Source organism: Rhodococcus ruitaii (assembly GCF_055230935.1).
Map to the genome: position 1 here is coordinate 140,641 of NZ_JBUYWC010000004.1, position 20,733 is coordinate 161,373.

Below are 20,733 nucleotides of genomic sequence, written 5' to 3' on the forward strand. Positions count from 1 at the left end.
CGAGGACACGACCCGAGGGCCTGTGGACTCGAGGGATCCACACACCTGTTTTGAAAGAGTATTTCTGAGAAGAACTCACAGAAGTAGTAATAGGTCCTGTGGAATCTGTGGACCAACAACCGTCTAGGCTGGTGGGGTGGCCTTCTCGAGGGGGTCCCACTCGAGGATGAACTCGAGGAATTCTCGAGGATGAATGTGGACTCCTCGAGACTGTTCTACTTCTGTCCACCGTTCGTCCACAAAGATCCCACGTTCTGCACACCCTTGTCCACAAGTGTGGGAGTGACTGCCTTCTCGAGATGCGAGACGGAATCGGTGGGTTACCCACAGGCTGTGGACCGAAAAGAATCGGGAGCGTCGCGTCGACGCTCCCGATTCGGGCATGCTCTTGCGGAGTGCCTCCGCTACCGTTTCGAGCGCTGCTTGATACGGGCTGTGAGCTCTTGCACCTGGTCGTAAATCTTGCGTCGTTCCGCCATTTCCTTGCGAATCTTCTTGTCCGCGTACATGACTGTGGTGTGGTCGCGTCCGAAAGTCTGGCCGATCTTGGGTAGCGACAGGTCTGTGAGCTCACGGCACAGATACATCGCGATCTGCCTGGACTGGGCCAACGGGCGTGCCTTGCCCGGCCCGCACAGGTCGTCGATCGAGATACCGAAGTACTCGGCGCACACCGCCATGATCGTCGAGGCGTTGACCTCGAGTGCCGTCGAATCGGGCATCAGGTCGCGCAGCACCACTTCGGCGAGAGTCAGGTCGAGCGGCTGCCTGTTGAGGGAGGCGAATGCCGTGACCCGGATGAGTGCGCCCTCGAGTTCGCGGATGTTGCGCTCGATCCGGCTGGCGATGAGCTCGAGCACATCGTGGGGCACGTCCAGGCCGTCCATCCGTGCCTTCTTGCTGAGGATGGCGATGCGCGTCTCGAGTTCGGGTGGCTGGACGTCGGTGATCAGCCCCCACTCGAACCGGGTCCGCAGCCGTTCCTCGAGCGTGGCCAGCTGCTTGGGCGGACGGTCCGAGGAGACGACGATCTGCTTGTTCGCGTTGTGGAGAGTGTTGAAGGTGTGGAAGAACTCTTCCTGGATGCCTTCTTTGCCCTCGATGAACTGGATGTCGTCGACGAGGAGGATGTCCGTCTCGCGGTATCGGCGCTTGAACGCGACCTTGCGGTCGTCACGCAGGCTGTTGATGAAGTCGTTCGTGAACTCTTCCGTCGAGACGTACTTCACCCGCATCCCGGGGAAGAGTCGCTGTGCGTAGTGTCCTGCGGCGTGCAGGAGATGTGTCTTGCCGAGGCCGGATGCACCCCAGATGAAAAGGGGATTGTAGGCGCGTGCCGGCGCTTCTGCGATCGCCACAGCGGCAGCGTGTGCAAAACGGTTCGACGCACCGATGACGAAGGTGTCGAACGTGTACTTCGCGTTGAGGCTGCTGCCGATGGTCGGCATTTCGGGAGGCGGGGGCTGGGTGAAGTACGACGGCCACGACTCGCGCACCGCGGTGAGCGCCTCGTGATCGTCGTCGACTTCGTCGACATCCCCGTGGTCGGGTTCGAGAGGCTCGTGATCGTATCCGGGTCCGAAACGGCGATGATAGGGATCTCGACCGTCGCCGGAGGGCATCGTGTCGCGGAGCGCGCGCCGTGGCCTGGGTTCGGTGTCGCGACGTGCGGTGTCGCGGGTCTTGACTTCGCGTGTTGCGGGTTCTGTCGGCAACCCCTCGAGGGGCAAGGTGTCGCGCGGTTCGGCGTAGGGGTCCTCGGCGGGGTCGTCGACCCGTTCGCGGGGTTCCACGCGAACGCCGAGGCCTTCCACACCCTGACCGAGGTTGCGGGTGAGCACCCGCAAGATGGGCTCACGCAAGTCACGTTCGATCGATTGCTGTGCCAGTGTGGACGGCACCGAGAGCAGTGCGAAGCCCTGGGCGAGGGTGATGGGTTTTACCAGGTTGAGCCATGCTTTCTGACTCTTGGACAGTTCACCGTTGTCCACGGTGAGCTCGGAAACGACGTCCGCCCACACATCGGCAAGCGCGTTAGGCTCGTCGTTCACGAAGCTTCCTCCCACAGAGTCGACCGGATTTCCACATGATTATCCACAGGTGTGGACAACCGGGGGAATCGCCCGGTCGGGTTGGGGATGAATGCTCGAGTTGTGTACAGAGTGCAACTGCATTGGTCATCGGCGAATGCATGCCGCGGTGGCCAGTCGTGAACCCAGCGTGGCACACGGTAGCCGAGTAACAGCGATCCCCCTCGACGCCATGGGGGAAGCGTACCGCACAGTGACCGCGGTCACGTGGCGTCTGGGGTGGGATCGATAAAATTCGGATCGGCGTGTCGTGTTGCGCGATACACGCCATCGCGGTTTGATTTCGCGCTCGGACCCGCGTAGCCTCGAACAGTCACTCGTACTGCAGTGGCTGGTCCGTGCTGTGTTGCAGCGTGCGGGTCATGCGAAATTCCGTAAACGTTGGACCAAGTGGCACCGCTGGTGCCGCAGATTATCGAGGAGTGTTGACCGTGGCCAAGGGCAAGCGGACGTTCCAGCCGAACAACCGACGCCGCGCGCGCGTTCACGGCTTCCGTCTCCGGATGCGGACCCGTGCGGGCCGCGCCATCGTGACAGCGCGTCGCCGTAAGGGCCGCGCTTCCCTCACCGCCTGATCCTGTTACCGGGAGCTCGGGGTGTTACCTGAGCCGTATCGATTGCGGCGCCGCTCGGAGTTCTCCGAAGCTGTGCGTCGTGGTCGTCGTCAGGGGCGTCGAGATCTTGTAGTTCACGCACTTTCTCGGTCGCCGGATTTCGTGGTGAATGGTGTGGACGGTCCTCGTTTCGGACTCGTCGTGAGTAAGGCTGTCGGGCCGGCGGTGATTCGACATCGAGTCGCACGCCGGCTTCGTCATATCTGCGTGGAGCTCGTCGAGTTGATTCCTGAAGGCACCGATGTCGTGTTGCGTGCGCTGCCGGGAGCGGCTACAGCGGAGTCTCGCGATCTCGAGCGGCAGGTCCGCTCCGGATTGATGCGCCTCGGGGTTCTCGGGAGCGGGGAGCAGCAATGAACCGGTCCGGTTGGGGTGGTGCGCTGCGAACTGCACCGGCGCGGTCACTGATCTTCTGCATCGAGCTCTACCGCGTCTATGTATCACCCACTCGGATGCCGACCTGTCGATTTTTCCCCACCTGCAGCGAATACGCGGTCGACGCGCTTCGAATGCGGGGTGTCGTCGTCGGATCTGTACTGACGGCTGTGAGACTGCTCAAGTGTGGCCCCTGGCACCCTGGTGGTTGGGATCCGGTGACTGAGCGCCGACACCGACCGTCCCGAGCGGGAACCTGAGCGGCGCCAAGACCTTAAGACCGACGCCGCTGCGTGACGATCATGGACGACCAGAGGAGTACCTAGAGCCGTGCTCGACTTCATCTACTATCCCGTGTCTTGGATCCTGTGGGTCTGGCACAAAGCCTTCTCGTTCGTGTTGGCGCCCGACAGCGGGTTGACCTGGACGCTGTCCGTGGTCTTCCTCGTCTTCACGCTTCGAGCCATCCTGTACAAGCCGTTCGTGAAGCAGGTTCGTACGACGCGTCAGATGCAGGAGCTGCAGCCGCAGATCAAGGCGCTGCAGAAGAAGTACTCGAATGATCGTCAGCGGCAAGCCACCGAGATGCAGAAGCTGCAGAAGGAGCATGGCTTCAATCCGCTGATGGGCTGCCTGCCGATGCTGTTGCAGGTGCCGGTGTTCATCGGGTTGTTCCATGTGCTCCGGTCGTTCAACCGCACCGGTACCGGCTTCGGGCAACTCGGTCTGACACCCGAGGAGAACGCACAACTCGGCAACTACGCGTTCAGCCCGGACGATGTCCAGTCGTTCCTCAGCGCACGTATTTTCAATGCTCCGATTTCGTCGTGGATCACCCAGCCGATCGAATCGCTTCAGGCCTTCACCGTCGACGGCGGCGAGCTGCCGTCGCGCATTGATATTGCGGTGGTGGCAATTCCGCTCATGGTGATCGCCGGTATCGCCACCCATTTCAACTCGCGTGCGTCGGTGGCACGGCAGAGTGCACAGGCTGCGGCTGCGCCACAGGCCGCGATCATGAACAAGCTCGCGTTGTACGTGTTCCCGCTCGGCGTGATGGTGGGTGGCCCGTTCCTTCCCATCGCGATCCTTCTCTACTGGGTGAGCAACAACGTCTGGACCTACGGTCAGCAGCACCTCGTCTTCCGCAGGATCGACCGCGAAGAAGAAGAGAAGCGCCAGGAGGCACTCGCACGCCGGAACGAGAACGCACCCAAGCCCGGGGCACGCCCGACCAAGAAGAAGAAAAAAGGCGGCGCGGTTGCCGCCGCAGCAGCGGATGCGGACTCTGCGCCCGGGGATTCCGCGGGTGACGACACCACGGCACAGACCGGAGATGTGTCGCTGAAGAAGACCGATACCCAGGGCAGCGGGAAGGCTTCCGGTCCAAGCACACCGAAGCCCGGTAGCCGGCCCAAGAACTCCAAGCGCAAGCGGCGCTGACCGAAGTAGAAGAGAGCTGAATATGGCCAGTGACCTGGACAAGGTGCAGGACGACCTCGAGGTGACCACCGAGCCGCGGGATGCAGAACTCGGTGCGGACGACGATGATGACCTGATCGAAGAGGGTGAGATCGCCGGCGACTATCTCGAACAGTTGCTCGACGTGCTCGACTTCGATGGCGATATCGACCTGGATGTCGAGGGCGACCGCGCGGTGGTCAGCATCGACGGAGGCAAGGATCTGTCCAAGCTCGTGGGTCGGAGCGGTGAGGTTCTGGATGCACTTCAAGAACTCACCCGTCTGGCCGTGCAGCAGAGTACCGGTGAACGCAGCAAGCTGATGCTCGATGTAGCGGGCTGGCGCGCGGGTAAGAGGTCGGAACTGAGTGCTCTCGGTGCGTCGGCGGCGAAGCGGGTCCTCGACTCGGGTGAGCGCGAGGAACTGGCCCCCATGACACCGTTCGAACGGAAGATCGTGCACGACGCCGTGGCACAGATCGAGGGTGTGTCCAGCGAGAGCGAGGGCGCCGAGCCCAACCGGCGAGTCGTGATCATCCGAGAGTGATCGGTATCCGTTTTCGAAGAGGAGTCCGGCCGGCCCGGGCTCCTCTTTTCTCATCTGCGGGGGCGGCACGGCTGGGCTGTCGTTTGTTTCACCACCCGTTCACGGGAGAGGATGTTTCACGTGGAACACGAAGAGTCCGACCTTCTCGCAGTCGCCCACCGCATCTTCGGCGACCGATTCGACATCGCGCAGCGCTACCACGAGTCGTTGTCGACTGATGGTGTGGAACGCGGACTCATCGGGCCCCGGGAGGTTCCGCGATTGTGGGAGCGACACATCCTCAACTGCGCCGTCCTCGGTGAATTGATCGAAGAGGACGAGAGTGTCGTGGATGTCGGCAGTGGTGCCGGTCTTCCGGGGATCCCGCTTGCCATCGCCCGCCCCGACCTTCGGGTGACACTCGTCGAGCCGTTGCTGCGACGTTCTGTGTATCTCGCGGAGTTCGTCGAAACGCACGGACTCGAGAACGTGCTCGTGGTGCGCGGCCGTGCGGAGCAACCCGGTGTGGTGCAGGAAGCGGGCGGCGCCGATGTGGTGACGTCGCGGGCGGTGGCTCCACTCGCGAAGCTCGCCAAGTGGTCGTTGCCGCTCATCCACGAAGGTGGCCGGATGCTTGCGCTCAAGGGAAGCTCCGTGGCCGAGGAGATCGAGCGTGATCGCGCCGAGCTTGCAGGGCTGGGTGCAGGAAACCTCGAGGTACTCGAGTGCGGCGCCGATCTCCTCGAGGTTCCGACGGTTGTGGTGAAGGCCGAACGGATCGCGAAGCCTCAGCGTCGGCGACGTAAGCGTTGACCAGCTTCGCGTGACACCGGATCTCCCCCGTGGCGGGGGTCGGGCTGAGCCTCAGGTGTCCGATCGTACAGCGCAGAACGATGTTGACGAGTCGTGCTTGCTACCCAGGGACGTTTCGTCACTGTGACAACTAGTTGCCCGGTTGGAATGAATCTGCAGGATTCGCTCGAATGCGGTGGTACGAAATCTTTTTGGCGATACGGAGATCCAATCGCGTTTCTATGCAAGGGTTTTCGATGAGAGGTAGATCCGGGCTGTCGACGAGGTGAAGCTGGGCGGAAAGCCGGTCTCGTAGCACCGATGTTTCACGTGAAACGTCGAGCACGTTTCACGTGAAACATCGGGGGCGAGGTGTCGTCGTCACTTCTGAGAATTCTTTTGTCATACTTGATCGCGAGCGGAGAAGTGGGCACGCGGCACGCGTCGGGATGTGCGTCCACGGATCCGAGCTAGAGCACCACCCCCTTGGGTGTTCACGTCGTCCTCTGCCGCCACCGCGCACAGCGAGTGTCGGACGCATGAAGGATGTAGCGTGCGAACCGAGCGGATCTACGTCTTAAGGAGCGTTCTATGTCGGGTGGATCTGAATCCGCTGTTTCACGTGAAACCGAAGCTTCGAGCGACGACGACTTCTTTCCGGTTCCGGTCGACAGCTTCCCGTCGATGGACACTCCGATCGGCGCGGCTGCGCATCGTGCGAGTCAGGTACTGCACCCCAGTGAGGCGACCGCGCTCCCCAAGCCCCGTGAACGTCGTGTCCTCACCATTGCGAATCAAAAAGGTGGAGTCGGTAAGACGACGACGGCCGTCAACCTTGCCGCCGCCCTCGCGGTTCAGGGGCTCACCGTCCTCGTCATCGATCTCGATCCCCAAGGCAACGCGAGCACGGCATTGGGCGTGCCACACCATTCCGGAGTCGCGTCGAGCTACGAGATTCTGCTCGGTGACGAGAGCGCCGCCGATGCAGTGCAGCAGAGTCCGCACAGTGATCGGCTCTTCTGCATTCCGGCGACGATCGACCTGGCAGGCGCCGAGATCGAACTCGTCTCGATGGTGGCCCGCGAGAACCGGCTCCGAAACGCGGTCACGAAGCAAGCCCTCGGCGACCGCGATTACGACTACATCATCATCGACTGCCCGCCCTCACTCGGGTTGCTCACAGTGAATGCGCTCGTCGCTGCGAAGGAAGTCCTCATTCCCATCCAGTGCGAGTACTACGCGCTCGAGGGGGTCGGTCAACTGCTCCGCAACATCGAGCTCGTGCAGTCGCACCTCAATCCCGAACTGCACGTGTCGACGGTTCTCCTGACGATGTACGACGGTCGGACCAAGCTTGCAGACCAGGTCGCAGCCGAGGTCCGTCAGCACTTCGGTGACGCAGTCCTCCGGTCGGTGATCCCGCGCAGCGTGAAGGTCTCCGAGGCTCCCGGGTACGGAACCACCGTTCTCGACTACGATCCAGGTTCGCGCGGTGCAATGAGCTACCTCGATGCAGGGCGTGAGTTGGCGGCACGTGGGCTTCAGGACAACCAGGGGAACCGATGAGTGCGACACGCAAGGGCGGACTAGGGCGCGGTTTGGCGGCATTGATCCCGACGGGCCCACCCGTCGAGACACCCGACGATGCTGCAGCCGCGACGGGCACCACCTCCGCTGCCGAGAAGAAGCCACCGCTGATCAAGACGACGTTCACGCGTCGCCCGGAGGGTATCTCCGGGCTCACGATCTCCCCGTCGGGTCTCGGGACGGCAGCGGCCGATGTGATCATCGGCGACGGTAGACCGGCCGCAAACGGGAGTGCAGAGTCGGGCACTCCGGAATCGCCGGGTCCTGAATCGACCACGCCCGGCCCGGATGCGCCGACGGCGGAGAACCCGGATGTGACCGAGCCCCTCCCCTCCCCCACCGGGGCGGTGTACCTCGAGATCCCGATCGATCGCATCGAAGCGAACCCGAAGCAGCCGCGCCAGGTCTTCGACGAAGAGGCGCTGGGCGAGCTCGTGCACTCGATCCGCGAGTTCGGACTCATGCAGCCGATCGTCGTGCGTCGGATCGACGGCGAAGCCGGTGGCGATGACGCGGTCGGCGACCGGTTCCAGCTCATCATGGGCGAGCGGCGGTGGCGTGCCGCGCAGCAGGCCGAGCTCGGGACCATCTCCGCCATCGTCCGCGACACCGAGGACGACGCACTCCTTCGCGATGCACTCCTCGAGAACATTCACCGCGTGCAGCTCAACCCGCTCGAAGAGGCCGCTGCGTATCAGCAGCTGCTCGAGGAGTTTGAAGTCACCCACGAGGAACTCGCCGCACGCATCGGCCGTTCGCGTCCGGTGGTCACGAACATGATCCGGCTCCTCAAACTCCCCATCGCCGTGCAGCGTCGCGTCGCGGCGGGCGTGCTGTCGGCCGGCCATGCCCGTGCACTGCTCTCCCTCGAAGCGGGAGCGGATGCCCAGGAAGTGCTTGCCGCTCGGATCGTGGCGGAAGGCATGTCGGTGCGCGCCACCGAGGAAGCTGTCGTCCTGGCGAATCGTTCCGGGACGCCAGATGTGGCGGCGCCTGCAAGACGGAAGCCGATCCAGATGCCCGGATTGCAGGACGTCGCCGAGCGGTTGTCGTCGTCGTTCGACACCCGCGTCACCGTCAGCCTCGGAAAGCGGAAGGGCAAGATCGTGGTCGAGTTCGGATCGGTCGACGATCTCGAGCGCATCGTGACCCTGATGGAAGCGCAGAAATCGGGCGCCCAGCAGAATCCTTCTTGACTCCCCGCCGGAGCAGGACGACTGTCTAGACCAGAGGTGGAGGCGAAGGAATCTCGTGTCGACACGAATCTCGCCGCTCGCATTGAGTGGTATCGATCGGTTGCCGCGGCACCCCCGGCGGTGTGTGTTCTGGGAGATGGACCCCGACACCGTCGACGAGGCGCGTGAATACGTTGACCCGCGGTTCGAGAAGGAAGCGTGGCTGTCGACGGTCATGTTGCAGTGGGGGTCGTGCGCGCAGATCGCAACCGTCGACGAGAAGGTTTCCGCGTGTGCGTTCTACGCCCCGCCCAGTATGGTGCCCCGCGCGCAGTTGCTTCCCACCGCGCCGGTGAGTGCCGACGCGATCCTCTTGACGACCATGCGGATCGAGCCGCACGCCGAAGGGTTCGATGTGGGTACCGGCCTCGTCCGTGCCGTCGTGGCAGATCTCGTGCGGCGGAATGTGCGTGCGCTCGAAGCGTTCGGGATCAGAGGGGATACCGAGGCCGACGCGATCGGCGACATTCCCTCCGCGACGGCAGCCGACACGTGCTCCCCTTCCGAGTGCATGATCTCCGCCGATTTCCTCGAGGACATGGGGTTCGACGTGGTCGCGCCGCATCACCGTTTCCCGCGCCTGCGGCTCGAACTGGATCGCGACCACGGGTGGAAGGAAGAGGTCGAGGCGGCGTTGGACCGGCTGATCGAGGCGGCGTCGATCACCGTCGAGGATCTCGCGGGCAGGGCGTCGGTGGGAGTCCGGTAGGCTCCCCCACCCAGATGAAGAACGGGCCCCCTCACCGAGGCGGCCCGTTCTTTCGTGCGGAGTGAGACTCAGCGCGTCTCGGTGATCGACAACTCCTCGGCGAGCAACTCGGCAAAGGTGTACGTGCCGGTCGGCTGGTCGTCCTGACCGAGCAGGTAGAGACGCTTCACGGCAATGAGCACTGCTTCAGCGATCGTGTCGCGGTGGCGTGGGTCGGCGAGCGTCATGGCGTCGTGTGCATTGGTGAGGTATCCGAGATCGATCTGAATAGTCGGCATGTTCGTCAGCCGCAGCAGATCCCAGGTCCGTCCGTGGCTGCGGCAATCCTGGAGAGGTGTGCGTGCCACGATCTCGCGCTGAATGTATCCGGTGAGGACCTGCCCGATCATCGATTCGGAGCCGTGCGAATTGCCATAGTGGAAGCTGGCGATTCCGCTCGCCGACGGGTTGGAACTCGCATCGCAGCGCAGCGAGATCATCAGGTCGGCGCCGAACGCGTTGGACGTACCGGCGCGTTCGATGTCGGTGGGGTTGGCGTGATACGGCCGCGACAGGAAGGTCTCCATGCCGGTGGCGGCCATGCGTCCCTCGAGCCGGCGTGCAAGATCCCACAGAATGTCTGCCTCGGAGATGGTGCCGTGCGGGCTGCGGACGATGATCCCGTGGTTGTCGCCACCGCGGCCCGGATCGATGACGATCCGCTTACCGCTGAGCTGAGGACCCGACCGTCGGACGATCTCTTCCTCACTGATGGCATGCGGCGACCCACCGGAGACACGCGTACCGAGGAGATCGAGTGCCCGCAGGGTCTCGGGCCCGCAGATTCCGTCGGGTGCGAGACCGATCTCTTTCTGGAAGGAGCTGAGTCCCGCGTGGGTTCGGGGGCCGAAATATCCGTCGACCCGATCCACGTAGAACCCGAGATCCTGCAGACGTCTCTGCAGTGCCGCCACGTCGTCCCCGTAGAGAGGCGCAGACAATTGATAGATCAAGGTGCGGGCACCGAGCCGATAGGACGCTTCCTTGAGTGCCCGGTATGTTGCGGGGCCGACTACGCCGTCGACGAGCAGACCACGTTGTTGCTGGAATGCGCGCAAGGCGCCGTCGAGCTCGTGATCGAAGACGACGTCGGAGCCGACCCACTCGTCGGCGGGTTCTGATCCTCCGTGGAGAAACCCTAATCCGGCCAGTGTGTTCCGGATCTCTGCGACAGCAGGACCGTGGTCGCCGTGACGAAGAGGGCGCATGTGTCGGGGGCCTTTCCGTGCTGACCGGAGTGCCCAGCACGCGCGGGGCAGCATCGACGGAATTGTCTCAGATGCGCGCGAGGTCGATGCTCACGGGCGCGCGGTCGATCCTGGGACGTTACTACAGAACTTCGTCGAGTTCCCGGAGCAACGCCGCCTTGCCCTTTGCGCCGACGATCGTCTTCACGGGCTTGCCGCCGGAGAACAGGATCATGGTGGGAATCGACATCACCTGGTAGTCGCGAGCCGCCGACGGATTGGCGTCGATATCGAGCTTGGCGACGGTCAGCTTCTCGCCGTGCTCACCGGCGATCTCCTCGAGAACCGGGGCAACCATCTTGCAGGGACCGCACCACGTCGCCCAGAAGTCGACGAGCACAGGCTTGTCGGCCTGCAGTACGTCTTCGACGAACGACGAGTCGGTGATCTTGACGGTGTTTGCCATGGTGTTCTCCTGTGCAGTGACGGGGGTAGGAACGGAGCGAGGGATACTCAGGCGGGGATACTCAGGCAGGGGCAGCGACCGGCTCGGTCGCCTCGCGGTTGGCGACGAGCCAGCGCTCGGCATCGATGGAGGCGGAGCATCCTGTACCTGCGGCGGTGATTGCCTGACGGTAGGTGTGGTCGACGAGGTCGCCCGCAGCGAAGACACCGGGCGCGGAGGTGGCGGTGCCCGGGGCAGAGACCCGCACATAACCTTCGTCGTCGAGATCGACCTGACCGGCGACCAGCGAGCTCCGCGGGTCGTGTCCGACAGCGACGAACAGACCGGTCACGGCGAGATCGCTGCGCTCACCCGTCACGGTGTCTTCGATCACGAGGTTGGTGACGCTGTTCTCGCCCTGGACCTCGGCGACGGCAGCGTTGGTGAGGAAGCGGATCTTCTCGTTCGCGCGTGCACGTTCGAGCATGATCTTCGACGCGCGGAACTCGTCGCGGCGGTGGATGAGCGTGACGCTGCGCGCGAAGCGGGTGAGAAAGGTAGCCTCTTCCATCGCGGAGTCGCCACCACCGACGACGGCGATGTCCTGATCCCGGAAGAAGAAACCGTCGCATGTGGCACAGGCGGAGACGCCGCGGCCGAGTAGCTTCTCCTCCCCCGGCACCCCGAGGTAGCGCGGCTCGGCGCCCATCGCGAGAATGACAGCGCGGGCGCTGTAGGTTGCGCCGTTCGCGACGACAGTCTTGATGGTGCCGGTCAGGTTCATGTCCTCGACGTCTTCGGTGCGGATGTCGGCTCCGAAGCGGAGGGCCTGTTCGCGCATCTGATCCATCAGCTCGGGTCCCATGATGCCTTCGCGGAAGCCTGGGAAATTCTCGACCTCGGTGGTGGTCATCAGTTCGCCGCCGAACTGGGTTCCTTCGAACACGAGCGGGGAGAGTTCGGCACGAGCCGCGTAGATCGACGCGGTGTATCCGGCCGGTCCCGAGCCGACGATGATGAGGTCGTGGATCGTGGGCGAAGTCGTCATGCGAGCCTTCCGGGGTCGTGTGCTGTGGTGGGGACGCAGTCAGCGGCCACAGTCGTCCGTGCAGGTGGGGCCACGGCCGAACGTCAAGTATCAACACCAGGGTAAACGGTGTTGTTCCCTGTTTGCCGTGCCACACACCACAGTCGTCGCGACGACCTCCGGAGGCGGCCCCCGAAATACTCGATCAGGCCGGCATCATCCCAGAACCTCGACCTGGATCGTCGCGGGATCATCCGCCCCGCATCGGGTGCCCACTACGAGCGCCGTGATCTGCGGCGCCTGCGGTCCGCCGAGCAGGATCGCGACGGCATCCGAGTCGCCCACCCGAATCTCACGTGACCCGAGAATCGGGCTGTCCGGATGGAACCCGTTCATCGACAGGCAGTCTCGTAACCGTTGCTCTTCGGACAGCGGCCCGAGTCCGGTGGAGCCGGCGATTGCTCGCAGGGACGCCGGAGTGAGTGCATTCTCCCCGGGCCGGTGATCATCTCGTGACGACACGGCATCGGATGCGAGCGGCGGTCCGACGGTCTCGTCTGCGGCACCGACACCGCGGAAAACGAGAGCGAATACGACTGCGAGGGTTGCCGCGGCACCGATACACGCTGCCGCAAGGATTCGTCGGTCGCGGCGTGGTCGGCCGTGGTGTCGTCCGAGAGTGTGGTGTCGTCCGAGACTGTGCATCGTCGCGTCGAGACGCGCTGCTACCTCGCGCGGTATCGGTTCGGGGGTGGCCTTCTCACCCCGTAAGCCTTCCTCACCCCAGGCGCGTAGCCGCGCCTGGACGGCGTCGAGCCGGTCGATCACAGCCATGGCTGCGCTGTCCTGTCGCACGAGCGGCCACAGCTGCTCGGCGAGTTCGTCGTCCAGTACCCCCGCGTGGAGATCAGCGAGCAGGTCGTCGGAGTACGGCGGACGTGGAAACTCGTCCTCGTTCATGCGCAGTTCTCCTCGGCGACTCGGGTGCCCTCACCAGAGTAGGACGTACGCGGTTCACGATCGGTTCCCTCGGAAACGTAGGTCGTCGAGAACCACGGCAAGTTTCTTTCGGCCGCGTGCGCAACGGCTCTTGATCGTGCCCTCGGGGACACCGAGTCTGCGGGCCGCCTCCTTCACCGAATAGCCCTCGACATCGACGGCGACCACTGCGGCGCGTTGATCGGATGGGAGCGCGAACAATGCGGCCTCGACATCGAGGGTGATCTCGAAATCGGATATCCGATCGTGTTCGTCGCGGATCTGTTCGACGTCGTCGGGATAACGGGTAGCGATCGGACGGACTCGGTTGCGGCGGATGCGATCCAGGCATGCGTTGACGACGATGGAGTGCAGCCAGCTGCGCACTGCGGCATCGTTCCGATACGTGGCGGCCATCCGGTGGGCCGAGAGCATTGCGTCCTGCAATGCGTCGGCTGCGTCCTCGTCCGAGTAGCTCGTGCGCTTGGCCACATGCCACAGGTGGTCGCGGTGTCTCGACACCAACATCCCGAACGCGTATCTGTCCCCGCCGACATGCGCCCACAGCAACTCTGCATCCGACATCTCTCCGGTGTCGGGCACAGCGATTTTTGCGATCCCCCCGAAAATTCGCACGCGCGGATGGTATCCGATTTGTCGGATGAATCCGCGTCGTGCGCGAGGATCCTACTCTGCGGCGGTGAAGGTGACCTCGGAGATCGAGCTTTGGTGACTACCTCCGCTGGCGCTCAGATCGGTGATCCACAGCAGCACATGCGAGGTCCCCCCCGTGGACTCGACCGGAATCTCGGTTTCCCCCGAACCCAGTGTGGCCGAACCGATCACCTGGGTCTGGTCCAGCGATGACTGGGCCGACGGTGCACTGCGTACCTCGAGTACCGTGCCGGGGGTGTCGGTGGTGACGGTAACCGACGACAACGTGGAGGTGTCGGCGAGCGTGACCAGCAGGCCCACACCGTTCTTCAACGACGGAAAAGGATCGAAATAGGCGTCGGTACTCCACTCCGTGCTCGGGTCACCGTCGATGGCCTGCGACGCGGTCGCGGGAGAATCGGGGGTGCCCTGCGGAGAAAACACCGCTACCGACGCGGCGGCGACCGGTCCGGCGGCTACCGGAGCCGGTGGGGCTGCCGCCTCGCCGGTGCCCTCACCCGGTGTCACCGGCGCCTCGGATGTCGGCGTAAGACCGAATTCCTGGCTGGTCAACGGTGCGTCGCTGGTATCGCCGGCAAGAAGGCTGGTGATCCACCAGCCGATCAACGCGAGGATGATCACGGTGACGATGCCGAGGCCCACGAGCGCCATGAGCATCCGCTCGGAGTGTTTCTTCTTCTGGGCGAGCGCTTCCGGGTCGGCGAGGGCGTGGTTCTCTGTAGCTGCCGTGCGCTGCCCGAGCCGCAACGCCGGGATCATGTCGGTCTTCTGATCGACCACCGACGCCTGGTCGAGGATGTGCTGCACCGTCGCGGCCGTCCGAATGCCGCCGTCGGTGGACAACGCGCGGACTGCGACCGCGGAGATCTCGAACGGCACGTCAGGACGGATCGCGCGTGGCTCGACGAGGGCACCGTCGGAACCGCGCGCGGCGAGCGGCATCCCGCCGACCGTGCCGCCACTGCGCGCAGGAGTCGCCTTGGGGGCACCGGGGTTCCGGGGTTCGTCGATCGGCCAGCGACCGGTGATGAGCCCGTACAGGGTCGCGCCGAGACCGTGGACGTCGGAGATCGCGTCGGCGTCGGAGAACGTGGCAGGGAACGCGAGCACTGCGTCGCCTGCGACACTGATGCGGATCCGGTCGGGATGATCGATCGACAAGGCACTGCCACCGCGGTGCGTGGCCTCGGCCGCTGCGGCAAGTGCCCGAACTGCACGCGCAGCACCGATCGGTGACGGCTCGGTGGTCGACATCTCCTTCAGCGACCGGCCCGGAGTCCACTCGGCGACCACGATGCCGCCCGAGCTACCGCGCACGACGTCGAGGACACGCGCGAGACCCGGCGAGTTGACGCGTCCGAGCCGGAGCGAGCGCGACAGCACGGCTTGAGGCGAGTCGGGTCCGGTGGAATCGGAGGCCCGTTGGTCGGCGTCGACGAATGTCAGAGCCACTTCACGGTCGAGCTTGACGTCGAGTGCCTGCCAGAATCGCAGTCCTCGTGCTCCACCGTGAGGTGCGAGCAGTCGGTAGCGTCCGCCCGCTACCGATGCGCCCGCGATGAGTTCGGGGCCGCGCATCGTGCGCCGAGGTGTGCTGCCCGGCACGCGGACCGGCGGCAGCTGCGGCGAACCGATCGGGATGACGCCGGTTTCGGTGTGGGGATCGCGAGGCGGAGTGGTCTCGGGTTGCTGTGTCCGGGGTTGCTGTGTCCCGGGATTCTGGGCCCCCGGTTTTTGGGCCCCGGGTGCAGAAGTGCGGTTCGCTGTGCCCGACTTACCGGCGGCGTCCTTCGCGCCATCGAGGGCGGCGGAGCCGGTGTCGTCCCGGTTTGCCGATTCGAGCGCGGACTTACCGGCAGCGTGGTCGTCGCTCACCCTTACTCCTTCGTTGTCGACTCGTCCACCCTGTGTACGGAGACGGGGATCGCCGGGAGCCGCGAAGTATCGCGGTCCACGCCGTCCGGGTCGAATCTGTTGACCAGGGTACGGGAGTTGCTGCCGTCCATCGATGGGATGGGGCAAGTCCCGAACCGCGGGAATGACCTCGGTGATCGCGTCGTACGGCCCTACGCCGTACTCCCCGTAGTCGATACGTGGCAGCACCACGGTGCGTTCCACGTCGGTTTCGGGGTAGTCGTAGCGGCGGGGAACGGGCAACGGCCCGGTCGGTGTCGGTGTTGTCGGACCGATACCCGCACCAGCGGATTCTGGGGTGTCGTCCGGTGCACCACCGCGCAGCGCACTCACCTTGCGCCGGACCATCGCTTCGATCGAGAGGATCTCGGGAACCTTCAGCAACCACATGCCGACAAGTGCGACCAGGACCATGAGTACCCCCGTGATCCCGACTCTCACGAAGGAACCGATACCGCCGAAGCGCTCGCTCAGTGCGTCGAGCTGCAGCAGCCTGTCGGCGAGCAGTACCACCACCGCAGCGGCAGCCGACGAGAACACCACATGCCAGACCGTCCGCCCGACATTCGCCATCTGCAGGTCGCCGAGCGTGCGATGCAGCAGGAATCCGCCGATGAACGCGCCGACCGTGAACGCCACACCGGTCGCGACACCGAGGAGCACGACGACCTGACTGCCGTCTCTCGCGATGACGGGCGCGAGCGCCGACAACCCGATCTTGACCGCGGTGATGCCCAGGATGATCCACGTGGGTGTCCACGCCTGCTCTCGTGCGTAGAACACCCGGAGGTGGATCAGCACGAGCGAGTACGGGATGAGTGTGAACGCCGACCAGCTCACTGCCTGGCCGAGCAGTTCGGCGTTCGCGCCACCGAAGTTGCCGTAGCCGTACAACGCGGCGCCGATCTGCGGGCCGGCGATCGTGAGGAAGGTGACGATGGGTATCAGCGAGATCATCGTCAGGCGGGTCGCGACGGAAAGATCGTCGACGACGGCGGGGGTGTCGCCGTCGGCTGCGTTGCGGCTCAGTCGGGGCATGATCGCGGTGAGCACCGTGACGCCCAGCACGCCGTACGGCAACTGCAGGAGCAGCCACGCATTGTTGTAGATGGCCGGACCGGCCTCGTCGGCCCCCGACGACACCCGGGTTGCGAAGACCATTCCGGCCTGGCTGATCAGGACATACATGATGATCGCCGCGGCCATACCGCCGAATTGGCGGAGCCGGTCGTCGAGTCCCCACAGGGGTTTGAGGTTGATTCCTTCCCGGCGCAGCGCGGGGACCAGACTCATGGCCTGGGTGATCACGCCGAGGAGCACACCGATCCCGAGAATCAGTAGTTTCGGGTCGCTCATCCGTACCGGGTCGAGGGTGATCTCACCGGGCGTGAGGTAGTACAGAACGAGTACGGACAGCACGACCACGTTGTTCAGCACCGGTGCCCACGCACCGGGCTTGAATACCTGCCGGGTGTTGAGGATGCCCGTGAACAGGCCTGACATGCCGTAGAAGACGATCGCCGGCAGCAACAGGTAGGACAGTGCCGTGGTCAGCGACGTCGAGACCTCACCCGAATCATCGAGGAAGACGTGGGTCGTCAAGAGCGGGGCTGCTGCGACAGCGAGCAGTGTCGCGGTGCCGAGCAGCACCAGCGCGGCAGTGAACAACCGCCGGATGAACGCCTCGCCACCGTCGGGGTCGTCCCGTTCGGCGCGGACGAGTACCGGCACCACGATCGAGGTGAGCACCGCACCGAGCACGAGCTCGGAAATCATATTCGGGATCTGGTGCGCAACCGTGAACGAACTCGCGACTCCCGCGCCGAGCAGCGTGAGGATGAGCAGCTGCTTGAGGAAGCCCGTGACGCGGCTGATCAGGGTGGCTATCGCGATCGACCCGGTCGCAGCGAGCAGGCTCTGGGGCTTGCGGGACCGCGCCGGCCCGGTGATGTCCGGGGACGTCGTCGGACCCTGAAGCTGCTCAGGTCCCTGGGGTTCACTGCGACCGGTAGCGCCCCCGGTACCGGTGCGGGTGGGGTTCCCGGTCATTGCTCTCCATATCCTTCATCGGCCGGATCCGGCTCCCCCCGGAACCGGTGCAGAAGTCGCCGCCCCGCCAGGAACAACAGGAGCGCTCCCGCGCAGCCCGTAACGATGGCGAGGACCTGGCCGTACGCATTGGAACGTACCGTGACCTGCGTGGGGCTGCCGAGTGGCAGACCGGACTCGGTCGTGAGCGCGAACTCGACCTCGATCTTCCTCGAGTCGCTGATCTCCGCCGGCACCGTGAGTGTGCGGCTCCCGCGCGGAGGAAGCTGGGTGGGTCCGATGTCGGTGATGTCCATGGCGTTGGGCACATCCACATGCAGCCGGACGGTGATGCCCACGGGTAGATCGTTGCGGGCCACCAGCAGCAGCGGGCTCTGTTCCGACGTGAGGGTGAAGACGCCGCCCGGTGCGAGTACCGAAACCGAATCGAACATCTGGTCGACGGCCTCACGGGCTTCCGTCGCCCGCCGTTCGGCAGCTGCTGCGGCGGCGTCCGGATCGGTACCGCGTCGTCCGGCCAACGTCATCGAGCGCAGCATGTCGTTCCGCAGCGGTGCGGTGTATGCGTTCGGCGTCAGCTGAGCCTGAGGATCCTCGACGAAGGCTTCCTCGAGTCCGTCGAGACGCGGCATCTGCGCCGAGGCCTCGTGCACCACCGACGCGGGTGCACCATCGGTGACCGCCTGCTCCGGGTACGTCAGCAGCGACGCTGCCGGGTCGCTGCCGGTCGCCGCAGCAGCGTCGATCATCGCCTGGAACGGCTGCGGCGTCGCGAGCCCCGATTTCATCAGGGTCGACACCATGGACAAGGCCTGAGCGGCATCGTCGGCCGATGCCGACCACAGTTGCGGTGGCGCGAGCACCACCGAAGTCGGTCGGGCCGACGGTGCCGACTCCGACGACGACGTCAGGGCAGGCCAGGCGATCGCGCCGAGTGCGTCCTGGAGCCGGGCCGTCGTCGAATCGTCGGTGAGGGTGTAGCGCGACGCGGCAGGCACGTACGACGGGGTCTGCGGTTCGTCGCCCATAGCGGCCAACGCGGCGCCGGCGGCGCTGTCGAACAGCCCCGCGGTCAGGCCGTCCACACCACTCACACGGACAGCTGTTGCACCGGGATCCGTTTTCTGGACGGCGCCGTCGGCGAGCAGCGCGGTCACCGGCCCGTTCGCCGCGATCATCGAACCGGCCTTTTCGGTGAGCACGCCGGAGTCTGGCCAGATCACCGAGCCCACCGAGGTGGTGCCGAGGGTCGAATCGATGATTGCGGTGGGTGACTCGAGTGCGGATTCGATCAGCGCTGCGCTGTCGGTCTCGGCGAGTGCCGTCAGATCTACCTGGGCGTACGGCACCGCGGTGGTGCACATCCGCGCAGACAGGGCGCGCAGCCGTTCGAGCCATGCGATCGCCGCGTCGGTACCCGTGCCGGGCCGTGCGTCGCCGAGCGGATCGGCGGGGTCGGCCACCACCAGGTAGTTCCGGGTGATATTTGTGACCGTGACCAGCAGATCCGGGTCGATCGCGAGACACATCGCCTCCCCGACTCGCGCGTCGTTGTCCATCGCGTCTTCCGCGATACGGAGCAGGCCGTCGAGTCGGCCCCCCTCGGCGAGGGAGGTCGCCAGTTCGTCATCGACGAGCCGGACCGGATCGGTCGCCGATCCGGGCACCCCCGCCGCGATCCGGGGACGATCGGCGAGCGGCCACAGCACGGTCGTTGCGACAGGAGTCGATCTCTCGGGCGGTACCGCAGGGAAATCCTTCCCGCCGACCCCGGCGGACGTGCCCCCCAGCGAGGTAGGCCCGCTCGTGCCGGTGCCAATTTCGTCGGCGGCGGGTACGCCGAGGACGGGAAGCAGGAACCGGGCGTCGTCGAGACGCGCCTGGCCGCCGTACTCGGGGACACCGTTGACGTTGACGAGCAACGGGTACACGCCGGGGGCGGCGATGTTCAGGGAAGGGACGAGATCGGAGCGCAACGGCAGTTCGAGTGTGAACTCCTCCGTCTCCCCTTGCGAGAGGCGATCGCTGACCACCTCGAACTCTCCGACCGTGTCGTATCCCGTCTGGTCCAGCGTCAATGCGCTGCGCAGGGTCGCCGAATCCGGGACGGCCTGTGCGCGTTGCAACCGCACCCAGATGTCTTCGACGTCGCGATCGCCGATATTGGTGACGGTGCCGGTCACCGACACCACCGGATCGCTGGTCAGCGACACGGCAGACGGGGTGACCTCGTCGATGTCGAGCCGGAGAAACCGCGGTTCGTCGGTTGTCTGTGCGGTTGCGGCACCCGGAATCGGCCCGCCCAGCGTTACGAGGACCAGCGCGAGCACAGCGAGGACCGCGGCGCCGGTCCGAGAGAGCACCACCGTCATCCGAGCGCGGCCCCCGGATCGTCGGCGTCTTTCAGCCAGTCGGGGTCGATGTCGGCGATGAGCTGATCGGCGATGTCGGCGAGTTTGCGTTCGTCGGCGTAGGCGAGCCGCGTCCGCAACTCGGTGAGCGGTACCCATGCCACCTCGGTGACTTCGATGTCGGCGTCGGAGAGTTCACCGCCGAGATAGCGGAGGAGATAGTGGTGCACGGTCTTGTGGACGCGGCGCCCTTCGGTCACGAACCAGTAGTCGATGCTGCCGAGTTCGACGAGGACCTTGCTGCGCACACCGGTCTCCTCGTGGACCTCGCGCATTGCGGTCTGTTCGGCTGTCTCGCCCTTCTCGATGTGACCCTTCGGCAGCGACCACAGCAGGCGTCCGCGGCGGTCCGTGCGGCCGATCAGCGCAGCGCACAGTTTGTCAGGTGGGCCGCCGAGACCGTCGACGACGAGACCACCCGCTGATGTCTCCCGTACGGTCCGCATCCGCACGTGTGGCGTCGAACCTGAGGCAGCCGCACCGCTGCGCACCGGTGATGTGCCGCCCGAACCGCGCCGCCGCGGATTGCGGCGGTTGCGGTTGGCGCGTTCTGCAGGTGACACCTGATCGATAGTAGTTGTAACGGCCACTGTGCCGGTTCGACCACGCGCAGGGGCCG

18 protein-coding genes are annotated in these 20,733 nt (G+C 65.0%); 9 read left to right on the top strand and 9 right to left on the bottom strand.

Annotated elements, in window-relative coordinates; translation table 11 throughout:
- Nucleotides 1-404: 404 nt before the first annotated feature.
- On the bottom strand, nt 405-2,051 hold the full coding sequence (dnaA, locus tag ACZI8W_RS06455) for a chromosomal replication initiator protein DnaA (RefSeq protein WP_463367667.1): 1,647 nt from the start codon (nt 2,049-2,051) through the stop codon (nt 405-407).
- Nucleotides 2,052-2,521: 470 nt separating this feature from the next.
- Here dnaA and rpmH point away from each other — a divergent pair, with 470 nt between their 5' ends.
- From rpmH to ACZI8W_RS06500, 9 genes are all read left to right on the top strand, one after another.
- On the top strand, nt 2,522-2,665 hold the full coding sequence (rpmH, locus tag ACZI8W_RS06460; RefSeq protein WP_040744549.1) for a 50S ribosomal protein L34: 144 nt from the start codon (nt 2,522-2,524) through the stop codon (nt 2,663-2,665).
- 21 nt (nt 2,666-2,686) lie between these two features.
- Nucleotides 2,687-3,061, top strand: coding sequence for a ribonuclease P protein component (gene rnpA / locus ACZI8W_RS06465; protein WP_463367668.1), 375 nt, complete (start codon nt 2,687-2,689; stop codon nt 3,059-3,061).
- On the top strand, nt 3,058-3,339 hold the full coding sequence (gene yidD / locus ACZI8W_RS06470; RefSeq protein ID WP_463367669.1) for a membrane protein insertion efficiency factor YidD: 282 nt from the start codon (nt 3,058-3,060) through the stop codon (nt 3,337-3,339). The genes rnpA and yidD overlap by 4 nt, the downstream gene beginning before the upstream one ends.
- Before the next feature lie 70 nt (nt 3,340-3,409).
- Nucleotides 3,410-4,522, top strand: a complete 1,113-nt coding sequence (gene yidC / locus ACZI8W_RS06475) for a membrane protein insertase YidC (RefSeq protein WP_463367670.1) — start codon at nt 3,410-3,412, stop codon at nt 4,520-4,522.
- Nucleotides 4,523-4,544: 22 nt separating this feature from the next.
- Nucleotides 4,545-5,087 (top strand): Jag family protein, encoded by a 543-nt coding sequence (locus ACZI8W_RS06480; protein WP_463367671.1) that lies wholly within the window; start codon nt 4,545-4,547, stop codon nt 5,085-5,087.
- 111 nt (nt 5,088-5,198) lie between these two features.
- The gene (rsmG, locus tag ACZI8W_RS06485) at nt 5,199-5,879 is read left to right on the top strand and encodes a 16S rRNA (guanine(527)-N(7))-methyltransferase RsmG (RefSeq protein WP_463367672.1); all 681 of its coding nucleotides are present in this window, start codon (nt 5,199-5,201) and stop codon (nt 5,877-5,879) included.
- Between the two features lie 570 nt (nt 5,880-6,449).
- Entirely contained in the window at nt 6,450-7,424 is a 975-nt protein-coding gene (locus ACZI8W_RS06490) for a ParA family protein (RefSeq protein WP_463367673.1), read from the top strand.
- A complete protein-coding gene (locus tag ACZI8W_RS06495) occupies nt 7,421-8,641 on the top strand; it encodes a ParB/RepB/Spo0J family partition protein (protein WP_463367674.1) in 1,221 nt (406 codons plus the stop codon). The genes ACZI8W_RS06490 and ACZI8W_RS06495 overlap by 4 nt, the downstream gene beginning before the upstream one ends.
- 55 nt (nt 8,642-8,696) lie before the next feature.
- Complete coding sequence (locus ACZI8W_RS06500; RefSeq protein ID WP_463367675.1) at nt 8,697-9,389, top strand: GNAT family N-acetyltransferase; 693 nt, start codon at nt 8,697-8,699, stop codon at nt 9,387-9,389.
- 68 nt (nt 9,390-9,457) lie between these two features.
- Here the strand turns inward: ACZI8W_RS06500 and ACZI8W_RS06505 are convergent, their stop codons facing one another.
- From ACZI8W_RS06505 to ACZI8W_RS06540, 8 genes are all read right to left on the bottom strand, one after another.
- A complete protein-coding gene (locus ACZI8W_RS06505; protein ID WP_463367676.1) occupies nt 9,458-10,636 on the bottom strand; it encodes an N-acetylmuramoyl-L-alanine amidase in 1,179 nt (392 codons plus the stop codon).
- A 121-nt stretch (nt 10,637-10,757) separates the two neighbouring features.
- A complete protein-coding gene (gene trxA / locus ACZI8W_RS06510) occupies nt 10,758-11,081 on the bottom strand; it encodes a thioredoxin (RefSeq protein ID WP_463367677.1) in 324 nt (107 codons plus the stop codon).
- 61 nt (nt 11,082-11,142) lie between these two features.
- Nucleotides 11,143-12,108 carry a thioredoxin-disulfide reductase gene (gene trxB, locus ACZI8W_RS06515; RefSeq protein WP_463367678.1) on the bottom strand — a complete coding sequence of 322 codons (966 nt, stop codon included), beginning with the start codon at nt 12,106-12,108 and terminating at the stop codon, nt 11,143-11,145.
- A 195-nt stretch (nt 12,109-12,303) separates the two neighbouring features.
- Nucleotides 12,304-13,047: a hypothetical protein gene (locus tag ACZI8W_RS06520; protein ID WP_463367679.1), complete on the bottom strand. Its 744-nt coding sequence runs from the start codon at nt 13,045-13,047 to the stop codon at nt 12,304-12,306.
- A gap of 54 nt (nt 13,048-13,101) precedes the next feature.
- Nucleotides 13,102-13,701 carry an RNA polymerase sigma factor SigM gene (sigM, locus tag ACZI8W_RS06525; RefSeq protein ID WP_463367680.1) on the bottom strand — a complete coding sequence of 200 codons (600 nt, stop codon included), beginning with the start codon at nt 13,699-13,701 and terminating at the stop codon, nt 13,102-13,104.
- A gap of 51 nt (nt 13,702-13,752) precedes the next feature.
- A complete protein-coding gene (gene murJ, locus ACZI8W_RS06530; RefSeq protein WP_463367681.1) occupies nt 13,753-17,703 on the bottom strand; it encodes a murein biosynthesis integral membrane protein MurJ in 3,951 nt (1,316 codons plus the stop codon).
- Complete coding sequence (locus ACZI8W_RS06535) at nt 17,700-20,075, bottom strand: glycoprotein (protein WP_463367682.1); 2,376 nt, start codon at nt 20,073-20,075, stop codon at nt 17,700-17,702. Before ACZI8W_RS06535 ends, murJ begins: the two co-directional genes overlap by 4 nt.
- Entirely contained in the window at nt 20,072-20,677 is a 606-nt protein-coding gene (locus ACZI8W_RS06540) for an NUDIX hydrolase (RefSeq protein WP_463367683.1), read from the bottom strand. Before ACZI8W_RS06540 ends, ACZI8W_RS06535 begins: the two co-directional genes overlap by 4 nt.
- Nucleotides 20,678-20,733 lie beyond the last annotated feature (56 nt).

What these genes read in the sequence shown, in the direction of transcription:
- yidD (WP_463367669.1), top strand. Translation starts at nt 3,058, where the DNA reads ATGAACCGGTCCGGTTGGGGTGGTGCGCTGCGAACTGCACCGGCGCGG.
- ACZI8W_RS06480 (WP_463367671.1), top strand. Translation starts at nt 4,545, where the DNA reads ATGGCCAGTGACCTGGACAAGGTGCAGGACGACCTCGAGGTGACCACC.
- rsmG (WP_463367672.1), top strand. Translation starts at nt 5,199, where the DNA reads ATGTTTCACGTGGAACACGAAGAGTCCGACCTTCTCGCAGTCGCCCAC.
- ACZI8W_RS06490 (WP_463367673.1), top strand. Translation starts at nt 6,450, where the DNA reads ATGTCGGGTGGATCTGAATCCGCTGTTTCACGTGAAACCGAAGCTTCG.
- ACZI8W_RS06495 (WP_463367674.1), top strand. Translation starts at nt 7,421, where the DNA reads ATGAGTGCGACACGCAAGGGCGGACTAGGGCGCGGTTTGGCGGCATTG.
- ACZI8W_RS06505 (WP_463367676.1), bottom strand. Translation starts at nt 10,636, where the DNA reads ATGCGCCCTCTTCGTCACGGCGACCACGGTCCTGCTGTCGCAGAGATC.
- trxA (WP_463367677.1), bottom strand. Translation starts at nt 11,081, where the DNA reads ATGGCAAACACCGTCAAGATCACCGACTCGTCGTTCGTCGAAGACGTA.
- trxB (WP_463367678.1), bottom strand. Translation starts at nt 12,108, where the DNA reads ATGACGACTTCGCCCACGATCCACGACCTCATCATCGTCGGCTCGGGA.
- ACZI8W_RS06520 (WP_463367679.1), bottom strand. Translation starts at nt 13,047, where the DNA reads ATGAACGAGGACGAGTTTCCACGTCCGCCGTACTCCGACGACCTGCTC.
- murJ (WP_463367681.1), bottom strand. Translation starts at nt 17,703, where the DNA reads ATGACCGGGAACCCCACCCGCACCGGTACCGGGGGCGCTACCGGTCGC.
- ACZI8W_RS06535 (WP_463367682.1), bottom strand. Translation starts at nt 20,075, where the DNA reads ATGACGGTGGTGCTCTCTCGGACCGGCGCCGCGGTCCTCGCTGTGCTC.